We start from the raw sequence: 22,335 nt of genomic DNA on the forward strand, positions 1-22,335 counted from the left end.
AGATGTGTATAAGAGACAGAAATAAATTAACACGATTTAGAAACCAAATAAACTAAGGTAGCCATCATGATAATCAGAATCATCACTAGTAATAACGTTAAACGTGATTGCTCTGAAGTCATTTTTTGTTCGCCAAATTGTTCAAATTCGTGTTTGAAATTTAAATCTCTTTTTGTAGATTCTTCTATAGATTCTTATTTTTTCTTTTAAAAGAATCTATAATCAATAACATACCTCTTTTCAACCCATTAAATAAAGACGATAAAAACGGCTTTATCCCCTTTTTTGCTAAGTGTAAAGATTTGACATGTTCCATAAATCTACACAAATAGAACTGTTGAAAAATACGACTTACAATATGAGGATCCTTACTAACAGCCTCATCATAAAGCGTTTTAGGCATTTCTAAAATAAGTGAATCTTCAACAATTTCATTTCCACGCATCAAAACTATGCGATAAATAGTAAGATCTGCATTTGCAAAAATTCCTAATGACATTTCACTTTGACTATCTAGGAATAAATAGCCTTTAAAATCATAATGTTTCATTTTTTAATTTTTTTAATGATTAAAATTGTGTGTACCACACCTGGGAGTTAACAGAAACTCAATAGTTATATTACACCGATAACAAAAATGTTTCAATTTTTCTTAACTTATAATAAGATTTTTTGATAATAACACACAAATTCTAAATACATTTTCATTTGCAAATAATAACAATTAATCATAACCTTTAATTAACATCTATTAGCATTAAAACAAACTAGATTTGAAATATTCTTAAGTTACCTTAATATTGCTTTAGATCACATATTAACTCTTTAATTTATTCTAAGTATGACCTCAACAAGACTTTTGATTTAATCATGTAATAAAAAAACCCCAGTTAAATAACTGAGGTTTATTTAGATCAATTAATTAAATTCAAGATGATCTTAAAAAACTTTTGACAGATAAAGGAAATTCTATCTAAAAAATATGAAGCCATTTACCTAACAAATAAAACAAAGCCATAAATAAAGCAATTATCAGCATAAATTCGAAATGTAAACGATCTTCCTTACTTAGTAAATATTTCTTAGATTTTGAATCAGTCCTAGCTATTGTTCGAACAATTACACTTGGTGATAAAAAATCCTTGTCCACTTTACACATGTCAAAGACATGATACAAACGTTTTGATATGTCAGGATAATCAGCTATCAGTTCATCAAAACGCGCTGAAGTTAATTCAACTTCAGTTGTACCTTCAATTTTTTCGTCATTTCGCATTGCCACTAATTTGACCATCGAACGATCTGGATTCATCAATATTGCTATCGATATTCCATTTTCACTGTTTTCGGATAGAAATCCGTTAATTTTAAACTTCATAATAAGATTTTAATTAATTAAATTTTGTGAATTACCTCACCAGTAGGTAGTATTTAATTCAATACTGTGAATTAAAGCAACCTGTTTTTATACTATACCGATAATTATAAATTTCAATATTTTTTTATCCCTAATGTATTTTAATCAATTCTACTATCCAAATTATTTGTTCATCGGTTAGTTTATTGAATACTTAATCACATTTTAACTTGATTAATTTATCTTTCAGCCAAAACGTCATCAATGTTATTACGTTTGATGTTAGCGGGTTATCACCTCGATTTGATATTAAGTTATCAGAGGTTTTCAGTAAAAAAATAACTTTTTATTGAAAAGAGCAATGGTGTGAATTGCGTAAAATTTATATATAAATCTCTGTTTTAAATCAATTTTATTTTAGATTAATTAGATACAATATGATTGGCAATTTTGATAATTTGATGTCAATGTCAACTTATATCAAACAATAAAACCCCAATTTAAATTAATAAATTGAGGTTAGATAAAATTAAACTAATTTAATTTTCTGAGTCTAGAAGATATTTCTATAAAGATGGCAATCTTAACAGAATTAGAAGGAAACAACCTAAAGGTTTTAACAAACCTTATATATTGATCATCATAAGTATCGACATTCTCTTTAAAAACTTGTTCACTTATAATAACCTCTGTTCTTTCAATGATTTGTCTATTCTTACAAAGGATCAATGAGTATTGATTGTCTTCTTCAATTCGATTAACTGAGATTGTCACCGCTAGGAACATTGAACTCGAAAGCATTTCGATTTCGCGAACTCTTCTTTTTGTACTTCTTCTTTTTTGCATGATTTAATTTTTTTATTATTTAAAAATTTTAAAATCATTAAGGCATAGTTAAATTATACTTTTGTAGTCAGTTAATTTTAATAATTAACTTTTTTATATTATATTGATAATCGACTTAAGTCAATAACATCCATAAAAATTATCTATTAAGAAAGCCCATAAAGTTGATAACGAAAATCACAATATTCCTGCTTTCTACTAAATAAATATGTCTTGATTGAACATTATTTTCAATCGGTTGAATAATCAATCACTTTTTTTGAAAAGTATTTTTTTCGATTACGCTTAACTAGTTTGGATTGATATAAGTGACATTTTGTTAAATGTTTCTCACTTGAAATCATTCATGCTTACTATAATAAAAAACCCCAGTTGAATTACCAGGGTCTGTTTAGAACAATTAAAAGATATAAGAAAAAAATAGTCCCAATAACAAAATTATCAATAAAATCCAAATAACATTAAAAGCAATAATCGAGAATCTGACTATCAATCTTTTTATTTCAGCCCTTTTTTCCATTTTTCGGATAAGCTTATTAATATCATCGACATCTAATGTATAACCAGAAGCTTCATAAGCTTTTAATAATCGATATTTATTCCGACAAACAGATAAAATAAATTGCTCATACTCTTCTTTAGTATAGTCGGCAAAAATGCTTTCACCTCTTTGTTCTGATTTCGAGCCTATTATGGCTATACGATAACAAGTAGAATTTATATCTGTATAAACTGCTACTGAGATTTCACCTGTACGACTTTCATATAAGAAGCCTTTAAATAGTAAATCATTCATTTCTTAAATTTTTATTTTTGTTTAATATGTGCACCTCACATGGGAGTTGACAAAACTCAGAATCTATATTATACCGATAATTCATATAATTCAAATTATTTATTTCTCAAAAACTGTTTTATGTAGACAGTAGGCAACGCTAACGCCACTGTCAGTTATAAAAATTATGGGAATGCTAATTTTGTTTAATAAATTAAAATAGAAGATTTGATAGAATTTGCCATTTTTTGTTTTGTTTATCTTGTAATGACTATTTATATAACTTCCATAGTTTATTGATCGATACTTAATCATACCTTTATTTGGTTAATTTATCTTTCTGCCAAAACGTCATTAACATTAGTGCTGGTTATATAGCTAGTTTATTAGCTTGATTTGATATTAAGTTATCAGAGATTTTCAGTAATTAAATAGCTTTTTTATTGAAAGAGCAATGGTGTAAATTGCGTAAAACTTGTAGATAATTTTTATATCAAATTAGTTTTAGATTAAGTGAATAAAATATAACTGACAATTTAAATAATTTTTTGATAATTTTCACCTATATCAAGCAATAAAACCCCAGTTAAATAAATAACTGGGGGGTGAATTAAATTAAAATTTAATTCGTTGTCAAACCTCCAAGAACAAATTTGTCGAATCCAATCAACTCCAACGCATTATAAAACAGGATAGAAGAATCAAAATAACTTTGAAAATTCTGCCGATAAACTTGTTCAGTTATAATCGTTTCTGTTTCTTTAATGCGCATTCCGTTGATATAAGCACACAATTTGTAGCATACTTCTTTTTCGGCTGTTTGACTTCGACTAACAAAAATTTGAAAGTCTTTCAAAATTGAACCAGGAACTTCCCCGATTCTGAATTCTGGAATGTGCGTTCTTAACGTTTGCATAATACTAAAAATTTAAAGTTAATAAAACATTTGAATTCATTAAGGCATAGGTAAATTATACTTTGTAGTTAGTTAATTTTAAAAATTAACTGCTGATTATATTATATAGATAATCGATTTAAGTCAATATTATTTATAAAAAAACAATTAAGAAAGCCTATAATATTTAAGCATAACCTCATAAGGTCTATCATTCTGATTATGCAATAAAAAACCCCAGTTATTAATAACTGGGGTTCATTGGATGAAATCATCGATTATAAGGACGAATATCAAATTTTGCGTGCTTACTCAATTTACAAATTTGGGCAGCTTTAGTAAAAGCATATCCAGGCTTTTCAAATTGACCGGTAATTTCATTATAAGTCTCTTCGCTAATTGAGACTTGCGTTCCAGGAATTGGTAAACAATAATACTCAGCTAATAATCCATAACACTCACAATTAGTCTCAGGATCTCGATAGCCTAGTACTTTGATTTCGAGACCTGACAGACATGATCCTGCGACACATCCTAGGTCTTTTAACTTAAAATTTTTAAGTTCATTTTTCATGATAATAACATTTTTTAATTGCATAGTAACGCTATGTTCGTATCATTTCAAAACTAAAGAAATGACGATTTATATTATAACGATAACCTACAAAAGGTCAATACTAATCACTCACTTTAACGCATAGATTTTATATAGTAACTTTAAACACTATTTATTGTGATTATTTAAATACTCTTTATATGTAAAAGTATTTTCCCTAATTTTGCCTCTCAAAACATAAAGATTAAAATGTAAAAATCTTAAATATTATCGCGATTATGAATAGTAATTAAACCTTGTAATTTATGATGAAAAACACCTAGACATCTATGATAAAACTGATATTCTATGCTCCTTTTTAAATACAACTATAAATGAAGGAAGAGGAAAGAAATGAATACAACTGAAAATAAGATAATATCATTTAGTATGAACCAATTGTTATTTAAACAATTAAGATTTGTGGGAACGATGCAGCAAATTTTTGGGGTTTTAGGAATCATTAGTGGCTCTTTAACTTGTTTAGGTATTATTACAGCAATAGTAGGTGTTCCGTTAATTATAACTGGGGTCAAACTGTTTCAATCGGGAAAAGGATTTAATCAAACAGCGACTCTTGGACGAGAAGAAGATATTATTTATGCTATTCAAAATTTACATGGTTATTGGAAATTCAACCTTATTGTTTTTATCTGTTCTATTGTAATGATGGTTATTTTCTTTATATTTGCTCTTTTATCCATTATTAGTGCAGTGAATAATCAATATTATTAACAATAAATTATCGTTCCTAAACTTAGGTTTTAAATATAAAAGATAACAATAAAAACCTCATTAATTAATGAGGTTTTTATTTTTTAAGAAAAACAACTTTGGAATGAGTTTTATTCTATATCTTCGTTGTTGTCAGAAATTACATCGATAGGATCAGAAATGATTTGTTTATTCATTTCTTGTAGTGTTTTGGAACCATCAAGCGTTGAGTTTTTAATGTCAGTCACTATGCCCATTTCGTTAAAATAAATAGAATAAGTAATTTGGCTTATACCATTATGTTGTGGTTGTTGACGAAAAACATAATACCAAACGTTATCACCAAATACCGACGTTAACATAGGTGAACCCATTATAAAAATAACTTGATCTTTTGTTTGACCAACTTTCAATAAATCAATTGCATCTTGTGTTACATAATTACCTTGATTGATATCAGGTCTATATACCCAACGGTCTACCACTGAACAACCAGTTAATAATATACTAGCCACAATTGCAAGCGAGGTAAATTTACGAAACTGCATTTAACTTAATCCATATTGAAATTATAATAAGATGTATTATCGCTGATATTTGCACTAAGTGCTAGCCAAATTAATAAATTCTTTATGCATTTTATAAAAAAAGCGTTATTCTATTTTATTAATTAATATTTATTCTGTTGATCACAAACTTAATGGGTCTCGAATACTGTTTATAAACGACAAACAAAAGGTAAAAAATGAAATTAGAAACCATAGATCAAAAAGCGAGTTATGCTATTGGATTACAAATTGGACAACAATTAAAGGAGTCAGGTTTGAATGGTCTAGATCTTGATGCATTAAAATTAGCTATGCAAGACGTTCTAGCAAATAATCAACCTATTCTACCATTACAAGAATTGCATGATGCGCTTCGCCATATGCATGAAAAAGCCACTCAAGAGAAAGCAAAACAAGCTGAGAAAATAGCTCAAGCAGGTAAAGATTTTTTAGCAGAAAATATTAAAAAAGATGGGATTAAATCAACTGAATCCGGCTTGCAATATGAAGTCATTACCGAAGGTACAGGCGCCTTACCTAAATCAACAGACCGTGTTCAAGTTCATTATACGGGACAATTAATCGATGGTACGATTTTTGACAGTTCTGTACAACGTGGACAACCAGCTGAGTTTCCTGTTAATGGCGTTATTCAAGGTTGGGTTGAAGCTTTACAGCTAATGCCTGAAGGTTCAAAATGGAGATTGTATATTCCTCAAGAACTTGCTTATGGAGCACAAGGTGCAGGAGGCTCAATTCCACCCTACAGTACATTAATTTTTGATGTCGAATTATTGAAAGTTTTATAAATCTAATGGACGCATTTAAGCGTCCTTTTTTTATAATCTAACTATAAGCTCTAAATAACCTGCCAATAACAATAATGTTTAAAAGTTAACGACGATTAAAATAGAAATCAGCACCAATAATACCATCCTTTCCGATGTACCAAGAACAACAGATAAAATTGTTCATTTAAAGAATTACGATACATTACTTATAACTTATATTACAGCATTTTAATTTTGCACGGTGTATAAGTCTTTTGTTTTCCGATATAATATTCGATAATATTTTGAAAATAGGTAAGGAAAATTTTATGTCAACTAACCTCATCCGTATCGCTATTGCTGGCGCAGGTGGAAAAATGGGACGTCAATTAATTCAATCTGTTGCACAAATCGAAGGAGTAACTTTAGGTGCGGCATTTGAAAGACAAGGTTCTTCCCTCATTGGAAGCGATGCAGGTGAACTTGCTGGAATAGGCATTTGTGGTGTCACTATTACGGATAATTTAGAACTCGCCAAAGATCAATTTGATTTGTTAATTGATTTTACCCGACCTGAAGGTACGCTTGCCCATTTGAATTTTTGTGTTGAACATAAAAAAATGATGATTATAGGAACCACTGGTTTTGATTCTACAGGTAAGCAAGCCATAACGGATGCGGCAAAAAATATCGCTATTGTTTTTGCTGCCAATTTTAGTGTAGGTGTAAATTTGGTACTTAAATTACTTGAAAAAGCGGCAAAAATCATGGGGGATTATACAGATATTGAAATTATTGAGGCTCATCATCGTTATAAAGTCGATGCCCCATCGGGTACTGCACTTGCGATGGGTGAATCGATAGCTGAAGCTTTAAAATTCAATTTGAACGATCGTGCGATTTATTGTCGTGAAGGTCATACCGGTGAAAGACCAAAAGGAGCAATTGGTTTTTCAACTATCCGAGCGGGTGATATTGTTGGCGAACATACGGCAATTTTTGCCGATATTGGCGAACGTGTGGAAATTAGTCATAAGGCGTCTAGTCGGATGACATTTGCAAATGGCGCCGTCCGTGCTGCATTATGGCTTGCAAAACAGCCTGTCGGACTTTATGACATGCGAGACGTATTAAATTTGAATAATCTATAAATAATTGCAATGTCAGATGAATATTGGATGCAATATGCATTAACGCTTGCCAAACGTGCTGAATCCTTAGGTGAAATTCCGGTAGGAGCGGTAATTATCGATGAAAACAGTCAAGTCATTGGCGAAGGTTTTAACCAATCAATACTTACCCATAATCCAACTGCTCACGCTGAAATGCTTGCTATCGAGCAAGCGGGTAAGTGTATCAATAATTACCGTTTAATTAATACGACCCTTTTTGTCACACTTGAACCGTGTATGATGTGTGCTGGTGCCATTATACATAGTCGAATAAAACGAGTAGTATTTGGAGCAAGCGATTATAAAACAGGGGCTGCCGGCTCGTTTATTAATATTCTAGCTTATCAAGGCATTAATCACATTGCACAAGTGCAAGGTGGCGTATTAGCTGATGAGTGCAGCTTGCTACTCAGTCAATTTTTCAAAAAACGTCGCTTAGAAAAAAGAGCAGCCAAGATCGATGCTAACAAGATGATAGATAAGAACATACTATGAATAGTATAGGGTTATCAAATGTTATGCTAAGCAGATTAAAATAAGCTTTGTTATTCTTTTTATCTATGAAAATTGTTAGAATCTAATTTAAATTTTATTTTTTGAGTATTAGTAATGAAGAAACACACTTTAGAAATGATGATATCAACGGATGATATTCAAAAACGTATCAAAGAACTAGGGCAACAAATTAGTCAAGATTATAAACACAGCCAAAATGAACTTATTTTAGTCGGTCTGCTACGTGGTTCATTTATTTTTATGGCGGATTTAAGCCGTGCTATTACTGTCGGGCATGAAGTTGATTTTATGACCGCATCAAGTTATGGTAATGCCGTTGTCAGTAATCGAGATGTCAAAATATTGAAAGATTTGGATGAAGATATTCGTGATAAAGATGTGCTAATTGTTGAAGATATTATTGATACTGGTAATACGTTAAGTAAAGTCATGGCAATTTTAAAATTACGTCATCCTCGCAGTATCGAAATTTGTACGCTTTTAGATAAGCCATCACGTCGGGAAGTGGCTGTACCAGTAAAATACATTGGTTTTTCAATTCCTGATGAATTTGTCGTTGGTTATGGAATTGATTATGCTCAACATTATCGCCATTTACCTTATATCGGTCAGGTTACACTGCTAGAAGCCTAAATAAATGTTGGTCGAAAATTTAGTCATTAATAGAATAAATCTGTGATACGACTTAATTAAAAGCCCTTAGTATTAAACTGAACAAATGTTAATAAATCGTAGTTTGCATAATCATTTAAAGTTATAGTACTGCGTTATAGCGCAATCAATAACCTTTTTAAAATTTCTGAAACAAAAAAGGATCGATGTCTATCAATCGATCCTATATCAAAACAGCTAAGTATATTTTTTACATTTTAATAATGTTAACTTAAAGTATCTGCATAAATTAAGTAAATATACCATTAATTAGTCCCTACTTTGCTTCATTGATATTATACATTAATGAAATAGTAGAAATCTTAGTCCCACTTCAGAATAAACTAAATGCTTATAGTAATTTATAATATTTTATTTGCTTATAAAAGGTTTTTCCCAAAGATCAAGGGGTTACCTTTACAATCTTAAACTTAAAATGTTAAAACTCAATATTAATAAATTAGACATTGATCCTTACAAAAGATGATATCAAAACTGATTTAGTTAGCTTATCATAGACGATGAAATATTAAATATGTTAAATTTACGTTCATGATTAGCCCAGAAATTAACAATTGATCGTTTTTTAACTTAAACTTCTTCGAGGTCTTTGTGTCACAATTTTCCTATAGGTTTTGTTTACTTTTAATGTTAACAATCATATCAACATCAAGCTATGCTGATATGAAGTTATCGATTAAAGGTTTATCGGGTGAACTTGCTGACAATGTCGATGCTCGTGTTTCATTAATCACTCCAGATAAAGTCGATAACACGCCTAATTTTAAACGGTATTTTGAAAGCGAGGTTAAAAAAGCGCTCCGAGCTTTGGGTTATTACGCTCCTGTGTTTCAATATAACACTCAAAATCCAAGAGTATTAGCGGTAACGATTTCAGCTGGTGAACCGATTAAAATTGAACAATTAAATGTGATTATTGAAGGTGAAGGCCAGCATGATAATGATTACCAACATTTACTCGAAAAAAACCTACCTAAAACGGGTGATATTTTAAATCATGGCATTTATGAGTCTTTCAAGAAAAGTTTGAAAAATCTCGCGTTAGAAAAAGGCTATTTTGATGCCAATATGACGCAACACCAATTAGCGGTGTCCATGGATCATCATCAAGCTTTTTGGAATATCGATTTTAATACCGGGCAGCGCTATAAATTCAGTCAAGTTAAATTTTCTAATACCAAAATTAGAGATGATTATCTTAAAAATATTATACCGTTTAAAGAAGGTGAACCTTATAGTGCCGAAAAACTTTCCATTCTTAATCGTCGATTAACTTCTACAAATTGGTTTAGTTCAATTGTTGTTGTTCCTGATTTTCCAAATGTTACAGCAGACAAATCACTACCAATCAATGTTGTCACCTCTCCCCGAAAAAAAAATAGCATGGATTTAGGGCTTGGATACTCAACCGACAATGGCGTATATGGCAAAATAACTTGGAATAAACCTTGGATTAACAGTCGTGGACAAAGTTTACAAAGTAATTTATCACTTTCTTCACCCGAACAATCCATTACAATGAGCTATAAGATCCCACTCAAAAAATCTCCCCTTGAACAATACTATACTATTCAAGGTGGTTATAAAAAAATCGACAATAACGATACTAAATCACGTTCCTATACCTTTGGTGTGGTTCGATATTGGGACAATTTTGAAGGGTGGCAAAGCGCGCTAGGTTTAAATCTTTTACATGATGACTTTACGCAAGGTGACTCAAGTTTTAATACCCTTTTGTACTACCCTTCTATTAGTCTTTCACGAATTCGTAGCGATGGCAATCTTATGCCAATGTGGGGAGATTCACAACGCTATTCTGTTGAGGCAGCTACAAATTCTTTAGGATCCGATCTCAATCTTATTCGTTTTCAAACGCAACAAACTTGGATTCGATCCTTGTTTGATAGTCATCGATTTATTTTTCGGGGTAATTTCGGCATAATTCAGGCAAATAATTTTGATCGTGTTCCGCCTTCATTTCGATTCTTTGCAGGGGGTGACCGTAGTATACGAGGTTATAGTTACCAATCTATTTCGCCTAAAGATAAAAATGGTAAATTAAAAGGTGCGTCAAAGCTCATCACTGGTTCAGTTGAATACCAATTTAATTTAACCGGTGCTTGGTGGGGTGCTGTTTTTATTGATTCAGGTGAAGCAATTGATAAAGTCGATAAAACTAAATTTTATACAGGAAGTGGTATTGGTGTGCGTTGGGCTTCTCCGGTTGGACCAATAAAATTCGATTTAGCAACTCCGTTAACGCGAAGAGACTCTGGTTCAGTTCACCTATATATTGGTTTAGGATCCGAATTATAATATGGCTAAAAATCCCATTAGAGAAAAAAAATTAAAAAAAATTAAAAGAATACGAAAATGGAAAAAGCGTAGTATTGTAGTATTATCTATTTTCGTGTTTTTGGTCGTGTTTATTATCTTACTGCTTTATACCAGTTTAGGCGTTAAGTTAACCACTTATGTCTTAGGTAAAGCCCTACCCGAATTGAAAATTGAACAAGTGGAAGGGACATTAAGCGATTTACAGGTGAATGGTCTTTCATTGCAACTACCGGGTATTGATGTTCAGGTTGATCATGCATCGTTAAAATTATCTGGGTTATGTTTGCTTGAAACTAAAATCTGTATCGAACAGTTTGAATCAAAGGGTATTAAAGTAAAACTGAACACCGATCAGATTATTACCGACCCCAATAAGCCAATACCAGACAAACGGGTTGTTTTGAAAACCCCATTACCAATCGAACTGAAAACGGCACATGTATCAGATGTGAAAGTTGATATTGATGATATGCAATTTGGTCTGTCTGATTTTACGGGTAAGGCGACTTGGGTAAACGAAAAAATTTATGTATTTCCTGCTGAGGCTCAGGATTTAAGTGCTATTTTTGCTGATCTCCCACAAGTAAAATCAACAACAGATTCAGATCAGAATGATTTGCCTCTTAATGAAAAGATAAATCAATTATTCAATCAGCCGTTAATCGAATCATTACCCCAAGTTACTATTCCTCTCGATATCAATGTCGGTCGCTTAACGGGTAATAATTGGCTTTTACATATTGGCGGAGAAGATTATCGATTTAACAATGTGACTATTCAAACTAATATCATCGATAATCATATTATCGTTCAACAGGTGAATACGGATGCGACAACTCCTTATGCTAATGGGCATGCTTTTGTTTCAGGAGATATTACATTAGGCAATGATTGGCCTGTTTTGGCATTTATTCAATTAAAAACAGCCAGTAATCAACTACATAGCCAATTTTCAGGTAAATTGTTAGGTGAATTGACGACAAATACGGTACTTGAAGGACTTAATTCAGCAAAAATTAATGCAAAAATCAATTTTATCGAAAAATATTTACCGGTGATGACCGACTTAAAGGGTAAACACATTCAATGGCCAATTGAAGGACAAGCGCAATATCAAGTTAATAATTTTAATCTTTCAATAGGAGGTAACGTCCAACAGTATGACTTATCAGCTAAAGGTAAATTTAAAGGTGACGATCTGCCCGATACGTCGTTTGATGTTATAGGCAAGGGAACGAATCAATCAGCCATATTCGATCATGGAATAGTGAAACTACCACAAGGGGAAATCAATGTTTCAGGTAATCTTGACTGGCAAAAAGCCTTACACTGGGATGCAAAAGTTAAATTAGCTGATGTTGATACCAGCAAAGATTTACCAAACTATCCTATACGATTAAATGGTCAACTTAAAACCAATGGTCAGATAGAAGGTGATAAATGGCAATTGAATCTTCCCGAAATCCAATTAAAAGGTAATATTAATCACGCTGATTTTTCAACTAATGGCAGTATTCAAATTAACTCTCATCAATCAATCAGTGCGAATAATTTTGTTATGGATTGGGGAAAAAATCATATCAATATCAATGGCGCTTCAGATAAAGAAAATTTAAGTGCTAAGTTAGAATTATCCTCTTTATCATTATTGGCTGATGACTTACAGGGTTCAATTGTCGGCACGTTGAAAATGAATGGCAGCTTTAATGAACCAAACGTGGATACCGATATCAATATTCACCAATTAAGTTTGATGAATATGTCAATATCATCAGCCCAACTTTCCGGAAAAATAGAATATAAAAAACAAATTAGTGGACATTTAAAACTCATAGGACACGATATAGAACTTCCTAATCAAAGCATAAAAAATGCCAATATTGAGCTTAAAGGTAATGAAAGTCATCATGTTTTAGATATCAATCTTACAGGAACACCAGCCTCATTTACAACATCACTCAATGGAAAATTAGATCCTGATCGAACAAAATGGACGGGGGATTTATCCCACGCTGTGTTAAATTTAGGTGATAAAAATCATTGGCAATTGGTTAAAACCTTACCTTTATCTTATGATGTTACTCATCAAGTGCCCACTATAGGCACGCATTGTTGGTCAAACCAAGGGTCAAGTATTTGTTTAGATCAAGCACTATCTCCAACAGCTAACAGTAATACAAGTATCACGTTAAAAGATATTAATCTGGCAAAACTCCCTATTCCAAACGATGGTGAAACAAAACTAGCTGGCTTGATAAATGGTAAAGCTTATATAAAATTTAATGCAAATAGTGAAATGCCGAATATCAAGGCCAATATCAAAGGGAATGAAGTTTATATTCAACAGATGATCACATCCCAATCATTATCTATTCCATTTGAAATATTTACTATTAATGCTGAATTTAATCAACAACAAGCAAAGTTTGATTGGTTATTTAGCTTAAAACAATTAGGTAAAATGAGCGGTGATTTAACTATTATCGATCCCACTCAACAAAAGAAATTAAATGGAAAATTAAACATTGATCATCTTGCCTTAGCAATAATCAATCCCTTATTAGATAAAGATGATTTTGCTAAAGGCTCGATAAATGGCAACGTTAATTTTTCCGGGTCTTTAATGGATCCTTATTTAACAGGTAATATTGATTTAAAACACAGTGAAATAAAATCCAGTCAATTACCAATTGATTTGAAATCAGCAAAGGTAGATGTTAATTTCAATGGTAAATCCTCCACCTTAAAAGGAATTTTATCCACCAAGTCTGGTAATATTGATATTAACGGTCACGCCAATTGGGATACATTTGATAAATGGCAAGCGGATCTTTCTGTCACGGGTGCAGCAATGGAAGTTACCGTACCGCCAATGGTTGTGTTAAGTATTATCCCCAATATTAGAATTGATGCGACCCAAGATGAGATAATTCTTTCCGGAAAAGTCAGTATCCCTAAAGGTAAGATTACCGTCGAATCTTTACCGGCATCTAGTGTTGATGTATCGCCTGACGAAGTTATGTTAGATAAAAATTATCAAGTAATCGAAAAACAAAAACTTGGCATAAAAATCAGTAGCCATATTGAAATTGATATTGGTGAACATGTGACTGTCGATGCTTTTGGGTTAAACGCATCACTGAAAGGCAATCTCCTTGCGGCACAAACCAACAAAGGCTTAGATCTGCATGGGCAAGTTTTGATTCCAACAGGAAGATTTCACGCTTATGGTCAAGATTTAGTTATCCGTAAAGGAATTATCACTTTTTCGGGCCCTACTGACCAAGCTAAGTTAGATATTGAAGCTATTCGTAATCCAGACTCAATTGATAACAGTAGTATTACAGCGGGTATTCGTGTAACAGGATCTTCGGAAGAGCCCAAAATTGAAATATTTTCAGATCCAGCCATGTCCCAGCAAGAAGCATTATCTTATCTAATACGAGGTCAAGGACTTGAAAGCACCGATCAAAGCGATAATGATATGATGACCGCCTTACTCGTTGGTATCGGTACGGCAAAAACAGGTAAATATATTGGTGATATTGGTAATGTCTTTGGAATAAAAAATCTTTCTTTAGACACGCAAGGAGCCGGTAATAATTCTAAAGTGGTTGTTAGTGGGTATATTTTGCCTAACCTACAACTGAAATATGGTGTAGGTATTTTTGATTCACTGGCGACATTTACTTTACGATACCGATTGATGCCAAGACTCTATTTAGAAGCAACATCTGGACTTGCACAAACGTTAGATTTTATCTACCAATTTGAATTTTAATCACTTATTAGGATAATTGAGTTAGCCTTATCAATTATTTGGTTAAGGCTAGCTATTTTTTACTGCCGATTAACATTTCTCTTTTCAACCCAAAACCTTTTTGTTTTATCACATTGAATCCTGCATTGATTAAGTTTCGCCGAACAAATCCAGCCGCACAAAAAGTCGCAAACGTTCCCTTTTGTGACGTATATTGAAAACAGCTTTTAAACAAGGATTCTGACCACATGTCAGGATTTTTAGCGGGTGAAAATCCATCAAAGAACCAAGCATCAATAAACCCATTTTGTTTAGCCAAAAATTCCGGAAAATATTGAATGTCATCATAAAGTATATCTAAACTGACCTTGTCTAAATGACAGGTGTTATCCGTTAAATAGGCATATAACTGCTTGGCTAATAGTTGAAGTTGGCATTCATCTTCTATGGCGGTTTGATGCATCATCATCATTTCTGTCACTGATAACGGATATTTTTCAATACTGATAAATTTAAGTTGCTGGAGTTGATGATTGGGATATTCTTTTTTAAAAGCTAAAAACGTTTGCCAGGCTATGAGAAAGCTTAGCCCCGAACCAAAACCCGTTTCACCAATAATAAAAGTATCTTTATCATGTTGGATAAAACGTTGGTGTAGATGATTGCCTTCAATAAAAACATATTTTGTTTCAGCAACTGCACCTTGTGTGTTGAAATAGATATCATCAAAATAGACAGAAACTGGGGCTTGATTTTCGTTCCAAATAATTGTTGATTTTTGCATGACGCCTCTTTACTCAGTTATCGTTGATCAAACTGTATATTGGCACAGTTTACGTATATAATACGCTAAATCAATTTATGAGGTAAATTATGGTTTTTCTTTTCCGCTTAATTACAGTTGTATTAATAGGTATTGTAGTTTGTGTACTGGGCATTATATTTTGCCTATTCAATCCTCGGAATCCCAAAAACGTAGCCAGATTTGCACATTTATTTAGTTTTTTCTTTAAACCTATTTTGGGCGTTAAAGTTGATACTCGTCTCTATCCTGAGATTAGTAAAATAGGCAGTTGTGTTTATATCGCTAATCATCAAAACAACTTTGATATGGTTGTTGCCGCAGACGTTGTCCAACCGAAAACCGTGACTGTCGGAAAAAAAAGTTTAGCGTGGATTCCTTTTTTTGGGCAATTATACTATCTGACCGGTAATATTTTAATTGATCGTAATAATAAATCAAAAGCCCACGATACCATTGGACAAGTTGTTAAAGAAATTAAAACACGTGGCATATCGATTTGGATGTTTCCTGAAGGAACACGAAGTCGAGGACGTGGATTATTACCGTTTAAAACAGGCGCATTTAAAGCAGCAATTGCGGCAGGTGTTCCTATTGTGCCTATTTGCGTCTCTGATACCAATAACATTCAATTAAATCGTTTAAATAACGGTCATATGATTGTTGAAATGTTGGATCCTATTGACACCAAATCGTTACGTAAAGAAGACGCCAGAACATTAATGGAACAATGTTATCAACAAATGACTGAAAAATTAATTGAAATCAACAATGAAGTTAAGCAACTAAACAGTAAAAAATAATTAATGAATATGCAAGACCGTAATTTTGATGATATCAGTCATAAGTTTGCACAAAATATTTATGGCACAAGTAAAGGAAAAATTCGTGAAGCCATTGTCTGGCAGGAATTAGAAAATATATTAGCCACATTTCCAACAACCAAACCGTTGAAAATTCTTGATGCAGGTGGTGGACAAGGACAAATGGCTTGCCGATTGGCAAAATTAGGACATCATGTCACATTATGTGATATTTCTATGCAAATGCTTGAACTGGCACAAAAAAATGCCCAAGCAGAAAAGTTAAATATTAATTGTCATTGTTGTGCTATTCAAGATATTGATCATATCATTAATGAACAATATGATATGGTGATTTGTCATGCAGTATTAGAGTGGGTTGCCGATCCGATCAGTGTTCTTGAATCATTAAAAAAACACCTCAAACCCGAAGGTTATTTATCCTTGATGTTCTATAATTATCATGCACTTCTTTTTAAAACGGTGACACTTGGTAATTTTGGTTATACTCAATCAGGGCTTGCAAAACGTAAGAAAAAAACATTATCACCCGATTTCCCTCGAATACCAGATGATGTCTATCAATGGTTAACCACGCTTGATTTTCATATTATAAAAAAAACGGGAATTCGTCTATTTCATGATTACATGAATAATAAAGAAAAAATAAATAGTCATTTTGATCAGTTATTGGCACTTGAAAAGCAGTACTGCCAAGCAGAACCGTATCTAAGTCTTGCTCGATACATTTTAGTTACTGCAAAAAATGGTTAACACTTTTCATCATACTGATACTAAGCTTGAAATAGTTAAACTTCACTCGAAAATATTGGCTTAACTCGGTATGATAAACAGCGTAATTCAATTAATTAAGGAAAATAATGATAATCATCATAACTGATGGTATTGTCTCTATTGAAAGTAATATTGTTAATAGTCTGAATAATCAAAAAATTAAAGATGTTTTAGACGTTGATAATTTAACTGATGAGACAAAATTTGCCAATTTACTTGATTTAAATATGGCTGATTTTATTGATAAAGATGACTTTACTACGGCTATCGTTGCCGATCAGCAATTAGACATTAAAGCAATATTTCATCACAATGTTTGTTCATCAACGATTATAAAAGGACATTAAATGAGAACACTAATTATTGGTCCTTCATGGGTTGGCGATATGATGATGTCGCAAAGTTTATATCGAACGTTAAAACAACTTCATCCTAATATTGAAATTGATGTTATGGCACCAGCATGGTGCCAAGCACTATTGAATAAAATGCCAGAAGTGAATCGAGCTATTGAGATGCCAATTGGTCATGGTAAATTCGGTTTAACCCAACGCTATCGACTCGGCAAATCACTCCGTCATAATCATTACGACCAAGCGATAATTTTACCTAATTCGTTTAAATCAGCTTTAATCCCTTTTTTTGCTAGGATTCATCAGCGAACAGGTTGGAAAGGTGAAATGCGTTATGGACTGATTAACGATCTTCGTAAACTTAATAAACAAGCCTTTCCATTAATGGTTCAACGTTATGTTGCCCTTGCCTACCCTAAGGATCAGATCCACACAGCAAAGCAAATACCACAACCCATACTTTGGCCTAAACTTGAAGTTTGTCAAACAGACATCAATGGCACGCTTAACACGTTTAAGATCAATGATAATTTGCCGTTAATTGGTTTTTGTCCTGGTGCTGAATTTGGTCCAGCAAAACGTTGGCCGGATTATCATTATGCCGCTCTTGGTGATATGCTTGTAAAGCAACATGCCAAAATTGTTATTTTTGGTTCTGATAATGATCGACAAGTTGGCGAAAAAATTATTGAACAAATGACACAAGGCGATCAGTGTATTAATCTTGCCGGTAAAACAAAATTGGATCAAGCGGTTAATTTAATTGCGGCTTGTAAAGCAATTGTGACTAATGATACAGGATTGATGCATGTCGCCGCAGCTTTGGATCGCCCTTTGGTTGCGCTTTATGGCCCAAGTAGTCCAGACTTTACCCCACCCCTTTCTGATAAAGCTGAAGTTATTCGCTTAATAACAGGGTATCATAAAGTCCGTAAAGGCGATGCAGAACAAGGCTATCATCAAAGTTTGATTGATATAAAACCTGAAACTGTGTTTGAAACTTTAATGAAGCTTATTGCTCGTTGTGAAAAGAGTCATTAATTATGCGTGTACTTATTGTTAAAACATCTTCAATGGGTGATGTACTTCATACTTTACCCGCGTTAACTGATGCTGCCCGTCATTTACCTAATATGACTTTTGATTGGGTGGTTGAAGAAAATTTTGCGCAAATTCCAACATGGCATTTTGCGGTAGATAAAGTGATCCCTGTGGCCATTCGGCGCTGGCGTAAAAACTGGTTCGGTAAATCTATTCGTCAAGAGCGTCACCAATTTATTCAATCACTACTTGAACGGGAATATGACTGTATTATTGATGCGCAAGGATTAATAAAAAGTGCTTTTTTTATCACACGTAAAGCAAGAGGCATTAAGCACGGTTTAGATCGTCATAGCATAAGAGAACCGATTGCCAGTTGGTTTTATGATGTTAAACATTCTGTTCCAAAATCAATGCATGCCATTGAACGAGTACGACAACTCTTTGCAAAAAGTCTTGGGTACGACCTATCTGGTGACATGGGTGACTATGCAATTGCAAGCCATTTTTTATCAGAATTACCGTCTGATCATGGACAATATTTGATATTTTTACATGCCACTACCAGATATGAAAAACATTGGACAGAAGACGCTTGGCGTCAATTAATACAATTGATAGCGCCAACCGGTTTAAAAATTAAATTACCTTGGGGAACGGCGAATGAAATGCAAAGCGCTCAACGCTTAGCACAAGGATTTAATCATGTCGAAGTGCTACCAAAATTGTCTCTTTCTCAAGTGGCGACTGAACTTGCTGGGGCTAAAGCTGTGGTTTCAGTCGATACAGGATTAAGTCATTTAACTGCGGCACTCGATCGCCCAAACATAACTTTATTTGGTCAAACCGATCCGAAATTAATAGGCGGTTATGGTAAAAATCAATTTAGTCTTGTCTCTCCAGATCAAAAAATGCAAACTATCTCAGCAACGAAGGTATATGAGCAATTAGCCCGTTTTTTGTAAAACAGGATAGAATTGAAATAACGTTATTGAAAAAGATTAAAGGAATCGAACTAATGAATAAATATTGTGAGCTCATTCGGGAAAAATATGCTCAAATCGGCAGTAATGAATTAGGCTATGTTGAAGATGCTTTAGGAGCCGTTATGTTGGTTTTAAATGAAGTTGCAGCTGATAAACAAGTACCTACTGAACTTAGAGAGAAAGCTGCTTATGCAGCAGCTAACTTATTAATGAGTGACTATGATATTAAATAGCCGTTGGTAAATTGATAATAAAACGTGTCGATTTATCATCTGATTCTACATAAATTGATCCCTTATGGGTTTCAATAATGGATTTAACAATGGCTAGCCCAATACCTGCGCCGGAACTGTCATTACGATGACGTGATTCATCGACACGATAGAATCGGTCAAAAAGATGTGGTAAATGTTTTTTATCAATTTTTTTGCCCGGATTAGAGATAATAATCTTAACCCGTTTTTCACTCATTTGACTTAACGTGATAGTTATGACCTCGTTATTCGGTGTATAACGAATCGCATTAGACAAAATATTACCAATTGCACGCCCTAACATCATTTTATCACCTTGTATGTGAGAACAGTGACCGTCGAGTTGGAAAGTAATATTTTTTTCATCGGTGAGAGGCTCAAAATAATCACACATCATCATAACCATGTTAGTAAGATCAATGTCAATCAAATTAGGCACAAGCTGGCGATTGTCTGCCTGCGCCAAAAATAACATATCAGAAATCATTTGTGACATTTTTTCATATTCTTCTAAATTAGAATATAAAATTTCACGGTACTCATTTGTCGTACGAGCGTTATTGAGTACAATTTGCGTTTGCGTGGTAAGATTAGTAATTGGTGTACGCATTTCATGTGCAATATCGGCAGTAAAATTATGCTGACGAGTAAAAACATCTTCCATACGATTAAGCATGTTATTAAATGCTCTGACCAAGCTTACATATTTAACCGGTACTGACGAGGTTGGAATACGATAATTTAAATTATTTAAACTAATTCTTTCAATCTTCTTGATTAAGCGATTGATTGGTTTTTGAGTATAGTAAATACTGATGAATGAACCGATTAATGCTAACACACAAGAAATAATAATTAGCAGACCTAATCCGTTTCTTAATCGATTAATAAATTCAAGTTGCACATCACGACGAACGGCAACAATCGTAGTGAATCGTTTACCGTCTTCCCCTATCACCCTTGATGCCGCAATCCGATAAGATGATTTATCTATCGTCTCAATAGAAGTACTGTCATTTTCAATAATCCGTTCTAACTCTTGTGATTTTAGTGCTATCGCTAAGTTGGGGCCTCGAGTGCGATAGACTATTTTCCCCATATCATCAATGATATAAACAAATAAGTGATGATGCCCGGTGAGAATTAGCAATAAATTTTGGATAAATTCATCACGATTATCATTCGGAGAATAATAAGTTAGTTCTCTTTCTATAGAGGTAATAACCGAATTTAATTCGGTCACATTTTGTCTGATTGAAAATTTTTCAAAAGACCGCTCGATCAAATAACTGAAACAATAAAGTAGTCCACATGTTATCAGACAAACAATAATGGGTAACCGAACGGAAATTAATTTACTCTGTTTCATCTAATACATCTATTTTATAACCCATTCCACGCACAGTATGAATAAGTTTAGGTTCGAATCCAGCATCTATTTTGTTACGTAACCGTCTTATGGCTACATCAATCACATTAGTATCGCTATCAAAATTCATATCCCAAACTTGTGAAGCAATTAACGATCGCGGTAACACTTCACCCGGATAACGTAAGAAGTATTCAAGTAATAAAAACTCTTTATTGGTGAGATCGATACGTTTATCTGAACGCGTCACTGTTCGCTTTGGCAAATCCATGACTAAATCAGCAATACTTAATTGATAATTGTTTACTTGCGGCACATTTCGTCTTAATAACGATTTAACTCTCGCTAATAATTCAGCGAATGAAAAAGGCTTCACTAAATAATCGTCGGCACCTAAATTTAATCCTTTAACTTTATCTTCAACACTTCCCATTGCTGTCAGCAATATAATTTGGGTGTCTTTGCCCGCTTCACGCAATGACTGAACAATTTTCCAACCAACAATATCCGGTAACATTACATCCAGGATAATTAAATCATAATCTTCTGTCATTGCCCGATGATAGCCATCTAAACCATTTTTGGTTAGGTCAACAATAAAGCCTGATTCAATTAATCCTTGACGAAGGTATTCACCTGTTTTCTGTTCATCTTCAACAACTAACAATTTCATTTTAAATATTTCCTTTGCCAAAGTATCAGGTTATCTAACTTACATAATACTGTTCCTATGATATATGAAAAGTTCAAAAACATTCATGATATTTCCATGACTATTTTGTAATCTACTTGTCATTAATCCGTTTGAATGTGTTTGTTATAGTATCCACACAATGATTCATGAGGCTAGACATTATTGTTTCATTGTTTTATTTCCTTTCATCCATTCCTTGCAATTTAATGCAGCCCTAGTTTATCTAGGGTTTTTTTTTGCTTATAAATCACGATAAGCTCGAATTAATCTCTGAAACAATA

At 33.0% G+C, this 22,335-nt stretch carries 22 protein-coding genes; 13 read left to right on the forward strand and 9 right to left on the reverse strand.

Features of this window, described 5'->3' with window-relative positions:
* Positions 1 to 184 precede the first annotated feature (184 nt).
* The 5 genes from ACGH47_RS06655 to ACGH47_RS06675 all read right to left on the reverse strand — a co-directional run bounded on the left by ACGH47_RS06655 (position 185) and on the right by ACGH47_RS06675 (position 4,447).
* Positions 185 to 550 carry a hypothetical protein gene (locus ACGH47_RS06655; RefSeq protein WP_065559470.1) on the reverse strand — a complete coding sequence of 122 codons (366 nt, stop codon included), beginning with the start codon at positions 548 to 550 and terminating at the stop codon, positions 185 to 187.
* 423 nt (positions 551 to 973) lie between these two features.
* Positions 974 to 1,378: a hypothetical protein gene (locus tag ACGH47_RS06660; protein WP_411623040.1), complete on the reverse strand. Its 405-nt coding sequence runs from the start codon at positions 1,376 to 1,378 to the stop codon at positions 974 to 976.
* A 1,225-nt stretch (positions 1,379 to 2,603) separates the two neighbouring features.
* The gene (locus ACGH47_RS06665) at positions 2,604 to 2,999 is read right to left on the reverse strand and encodes a hypothetical protein (protein ID WP_065559467.1); all 396 of its coding nucleotides are present in this window, start codon (positions 2,997 to 2,999) and stop codon (positions 2,604 to 2,606) included.
* A 601-nt stretch (positions 3,000 to 3,600) separates the two neighbouring features.
* Complete coding sequence (locus tag ACGH47_RS06670) at positions 3,601 to 3,894, reverse strand: hypothetical protein (protein WP_267359631.1); 294 nt, start codon at positions 3,892 to 3,894, stop codon at positions 3,601 to 3,603.
* A gap of 250 nt (positions 3,895 to 4,144) precedes the next feature.
* Positions 4,145 to 4,447 (reverse strand): hypothetical protein, encoded by a 303-nt coding sequence (locus ACGH47_RS06675; RefSeq protein WP_267359633.1) that lies wholly within the window; start codon positions 4,445 to 4,447, stop codon positions 4,145 to 4,147.
* A 375-nt stretch (positions 4,448 to 4,822) separates the two neighbouring features.
* On the opposite strand from ACGH47_RS06675, the gene ACGH47_RS06680 reads away from it, so the two are divergent.
* Positions 4,823 to 5,203 (forward strand): DUF5362 family protein, encoded by a 381-nt coding sequence (locus ACGH47_RS06680; RefSeq protein ID WP_267380489.1) that lies wholly within the window; start codon positions 4,823 to 4,825, stop codon positions 5,201 to 5,203.
* Between the two features lie 110 nt (positions 5,204 to 5,313).
* Here the strand turns inward: ACGH47_RS06680 and bamE are convergent, their stop codons facing one another.
* Complete coding sequence (gene bamE / locus ACGH47_RS06685) at positions 5,314 to 5,730, reverse strand: outer membrane protein assembly factor BamE (protein ID WP_065559463.1); 417 nt, start codon at positions 5,728 to 5,730, stop codon at positions 5,314 to 5,316.
* A 197-nt stretch (positions 5,731 to 5,927) separates the two neighbouring features.
* Between bamE and ACGH47_RS06690 the strand changes: the two genes are divergently transcribed.
* From ACGH47_RS06690 to ACGH47_RS06715, 6 genes are all read left to right on the forward strand, one after another.
* Positions 5,928 to 6,539, forward strand: a complete 612-nt coding sequence (locus tag ACGH47_RS06690; RefSeq protein ID WP_411598681.1) for an FKBP-type peptidyl-prolyl cis-trans isomerase — start codon at positions 5,928 to 5,930, stop codon at positions 6,537 to 6,539.
* A 290-nt stretch (positions 6,540 to 6,829) separates the two neighbouring features.
* Positions 6,830 to 7,651, forward strand: a complete 822-nt coding sequence (dapB, locus tag ACGH47_RS06695; protein ID WP_267350711.1) for a 4-hydroxy-tetrahydrodipicolinate reductase — start codon at positions 6,830 to 6,832, stop codon at positions 7,649 to 7,651.
* A 9-nt stretch (positions 7,652 to 7,660) separates the two neighbouring features.
* Positions 7,661 to 8,167, forward strand: a complete 507-nt coding sequence (gene tadA / locus ACGH47_RS06700) for a tRNA adenosine(34) deaminase TadA (RefSeq protein ID WP_267359635.1) — start codon at positions 7,661 to 7,663, stop codon at positions 8,165 to 8,167.
* Between the two features lie 114 nt (positions 8,168 to 8,281).
* Entirely contained in the window at positions 8,282 to 8,821 is a 540-nt protein-coding gene (gene hpt, locus ACGH47_RS06705) for a hypoxanthine phosphoribosyltransferase (RefSeq protein WP_267350709.1), read from the forward strand.
* 666 nt (positions 8,822 to 9,487) lie between these two features.
* Positions 9,488 to 11,176 carry an autotransporter assembly complex protein TamA gene (locus tag ACGH47_RS06710; RefSeq protein WP_411623041.1) on the forward strand — a complete coding sequence of 563 codons (1,689 nt, stop codon included), beginning with the start codon at positions 9,488 to 9,490 and terminating at the stop codon, positions 11,174 to 11,176.
* 1 nt (position 11,177) lies between these two features.
* Complete coding sequence (locus ACGH47_RS06715; RefSeq protein ID WP_411623042.1) at positions 11,178 to 14,978, forward strand: translocation/assembly module TamB domain-containing protein; 3,801 nt, start codon at positions 11,178 to 11,180, stop codon at positions 14,976 to 14,978.
* A 52-nt stretch (positions 14,979 to 15,030) separates the two neighbouring features.
* Here the strand turns inward: ACGH47_RS06715 and mnmD are convergent, their stop codons facing one another.
* A complete protein-coding gene (gene mnmD, locus ACGH47_RS06720) occupies positions 15,031 to 15,741 on the reverse strand; it encodes a tRNA (5-methylaminomethyl-2-thiouridine)(34)-methyltransferase MnmD (RefSeq protein ID WP_411623044.1) in 711 nt (236 codons plus the stop codon).
* Between the two features lie 89 nt (positions 15,742 to 15,830).
* On the opposite strand from mnmD, the gene ACGH47_RS06725 reads away from it, so the two are divergent.
* The 6 genes from ACGH47_RS06725 (at position 15,831) to ACGH47_RS06750 (ending at position 19,970) form a co-directional block, all read left to right on the forward strand.
* Positions 15,831 to 16,562, forward strand: a complete 732-nt coding sequence (locus ACGH47_RS06725) for a 1-acylglycerol-3-phosphate O-acyltransferase (protein WP_267350703.1) — start codon at positions 15,831 to 15,833, stop codon at positions 16,560 to 16,562.
* 9 nt (positions 16,563 to 16,571) lie between these two features.
* Complete coding sequence (locus tag ACGH47_RS06730) at positions 16,572 to 17,336, forward strand: methyltransferase domain-containing protein (protein ID WP_411590936.1); 765 nt, start codon at positions 16,572 to 16,574, stop codon at positions 17,334 to 17,336.
* A gap of 107 nt (positions 17,337 to 17,443) precedes the next feature.
* Positions 17,444 to 17,704 carry a hypothetical protein gene (locus ACGH47_RS06735; protein ID WP_267350701.1) on the forward strand — a complete coding sequence of 87 codons (261 nt, stop codon included), beginning with the start codon at positions 17,444 to 17,446 and terminating at the stop codon, positions 17,702 to 17,704.
* On the forward strand, positions 17,705 to 18,751 hold the full coding sequence (rfaF, locus tag ACGH47_RS06740; protein ID WP_411623045.1) for an ADP-heptose--LPS heptosyltransferase RfaF: 1,047 nt from the start codon (positions 17,705 to 17,707) through the stop codon (positions 18,749 to 18,751). It begins immediately after the preceding gene.
* Between the two features lie 2 nt (positions 18,752 to 18,753).
* Complete coding sequence (gene rfaC / locus ACGH47_RS06745; RefSeq protein ID WP_267350697.1) at positions 18,754 to 19,716, forward strand: lipopolysaccharide heptosyltransferase RfaC; 963 nt, start codon at positions 18,754 to 18,756, stop codon at positions 19,714 to 19,716.
* 53 nt (positions 19,717 to 19,769) lie between these two features.
* Positions 19,770 to 19,970 (forward strand): YaeP family protein, encoded by a 201-nt coding sequence (locus tag ACGH47_RS06750; protein ID WP_411596553.1) that lies wholly within the window; start codon positions 19,770 to 19,772, stop codon positions 19,968 to 19,970.
* On the opposite strand, the gene ACGH47_RS06755 is transcribed toward ACGH47_RS06750, so the two are convergent.
* Both ACGH47_RS06755 and ACGH47_RS06760 read right to left on the reverse strand, forming a co-directional pair.
* Positions 19,963 to 21,360 carry a heavy metal sensor histidine kinase gene (locus ACGH47_RS06755; protein ID WP_267359651.1) on the reverse strand — a complete coding sequence of 466 codons (1,398 nt, stop codon included), beginning with the start codon at positions 21,358 to 21,360 and terminating at the stop codon, positions 19,963 to 19,965. The genes ACGH47_RS06750 and ACGH47_RS06755 overlap by 8 nt on opposite strands.
* A complete protein-coding gene (locus tag ACGH47_RS06760) occupies positions 21,347 to 22,033 on the reverse strand; it encodes a heavy metal response regulator transcription factor (RefSeq protein ID WP_065559449.1) in 687 nt (228 codons plus the stop codon). The genes ACGH47_RS06755 and ACGH47_RS06760 overlap by 14 nt, the downstream gene beginning before the upstream one ends.
* Positions 22,034 to 22,335: the final 302 nt, after the last annotated feature.

It is taken from the genome of Gilliamella sp. CG16 (assembly GCF_046635785.1).
GTDB lineage: Bacteria > Pseudomonadota > Gammaproteobacteria > Enterobacterales > Orbaceae > Gilliamella > Gilliamella apicola_I.

Excerpts from the sequence above, each read along its gene's own strand:
- ACGH47_RS06655 (WP_065559470.1), bottom strand. The coding sequence starts at position 550 with ATGAAACATTATGATTTTAAAGGCTATTTATTCCTAGATAGTCAAAGT.
- ACGH47_RS06660 (WP_411623040.1), bottom strand. The coding sequence starts at position 1,378 with ATGAAGTTTAAAATTAACGGATTTCTATCCGAAAACAGTGAAAATGGA.
- ACGH47_RS06665 (WP_065559467.1), bottom strand. The coding sequence starts at position 2,999 with ATGAATGATTTACTATTTAAAGGCTTCTTATATGAAAGTCGTACAGGT.
- ACGH47_RS06670 (WP_267359631.1), bottom strand. The coding sequence starts at position 3,894 with ATGCAAACGTTAAGAACGCACATTCCAGAATTCAGAATCGGGGAAGTT.
- ACGH47_RS06675 (WP_267359633.1), bottom strand. The coding sequence starts at position 4,447 with ATGAAAAATGAACTTAAAAATTTTAAGTTAAAAGACCTAGGATGTGTC.
- ACGH47_RS06680 (WP_267380489.1), top strand. The coding sequence starts at position 4,823 with ATGAATACAACTGAAAATAAGATAATATCATTTAGTATGAACCAATTG.
- bamE (WP_065559463.1), bottom strand. The coding sequence starts at position 5,730 with ATGCAGTTTCGTAAATTTACCTCGCTTGCAATTGTGGCTAGTATATTA.
- ACGH47_RS06690 (WP_411598681.1), top strand. The coding sequence starts at position 5,928 with ATGAAATTAGAAACCATAGATCAAAAAGCGAGTTATGCTATTGGATTA.
- dapB (WP_267350711.1), top strand. The coding sequence starts at position 6,830 with ATGTCAACTAACCTCATCCGTATCGCTATTGCTGGCGCAGGTGGAAAA.
- tadA (WP_267359635.1), top strand. The coding sequence starts at position 7,661 with ATGTCAGATGAATATTGGATGCAATATGCATTAACGCTTGCCAAACGT.
- hpt (WP_267350709.1), top strand. The coding sequence starts at position 8,282 with ATGAAGAAACACACTTTAGAAATGATGATATCAACGGATGATATTCAA.
- ACGH47_RS06710 (WP_411623041.1), top strand. The coding sequence starts at position 9,488 with ATGTTAACAATCATATCAACATCAAGCTATGCTGATATGAAGTTATCG.
- ACGH47_RS06715 (WP_411623042.1), top strand. The coding sequence starts at position 11,178 with ATGGCTAAAAATCCCATTAGAGAAAAAAAATTAAAAAAAATTAAAAGA.
- mnmD (WP_411623044.1), bottom strand. The coding sequence starts at position 15,741 with ATGCAAAAATCAACAATTATTTGGAACGAAAATCAAGCCCCAGTTTCT.
- ACGH47_RS06725 (WP_267350703.1), top strand. The coding sequence starts at position 15,831 with ATGGTTTTTCTTTTCCGCTTAATTACAGTTGTATTAATAGGTATTGTA.
- ACGH47_RS06730 (WP_411590936.1), top strand. The coding sequence starts at position 16,572 with ATGCAAGACCGTAATTTTGATGATATCAGTCATAAGTTTGCACAAAAT.
- ACGH47_RS06735 (WP_267350701.1), top strand. The coding sequence starts at position 17,444 with ATGATAATCATCATAACTGATGGTATTGTCTCTATTGAAAGTAATATT.
- rfaF (WP_411623045.1), top strand. The coding sequence starts at position 17,705 with ATGAGAACACTAATTATTGGTCCTTCATGGGTTGGCGATATGATGATG.
- rfaC (WP_267350697.1), top strand. The coding sequence starts at position 18,754 with ATGCGTGTACTTATTGTTAAAACATCTTCAATGGGTGATGTACTTCAT.
- ACGH47_RS06750 (WP_411596553.1), top strand. The coding sequence starts at position 19,770 with ATGAATAAATATTGTGAGCTCATTCGGGAAAAATATGCTCAAATCGGC.
- ACGH47_RS06755 (WP_267359651.1), bottom strand. The coding sequence starts at position 21,360 with ATGAAACAGAGTAAATTAATTTCCGTTCGGTTACCCATTATTGTTTGT.
- ACGH47_RS06760 (WP_065559449.1), bottom strand. The coding sequence starts at position 22,033 with ATGAAATTGTTAGTTGTTGAAGATGAACAGAAAACAGGTGAATACCTT.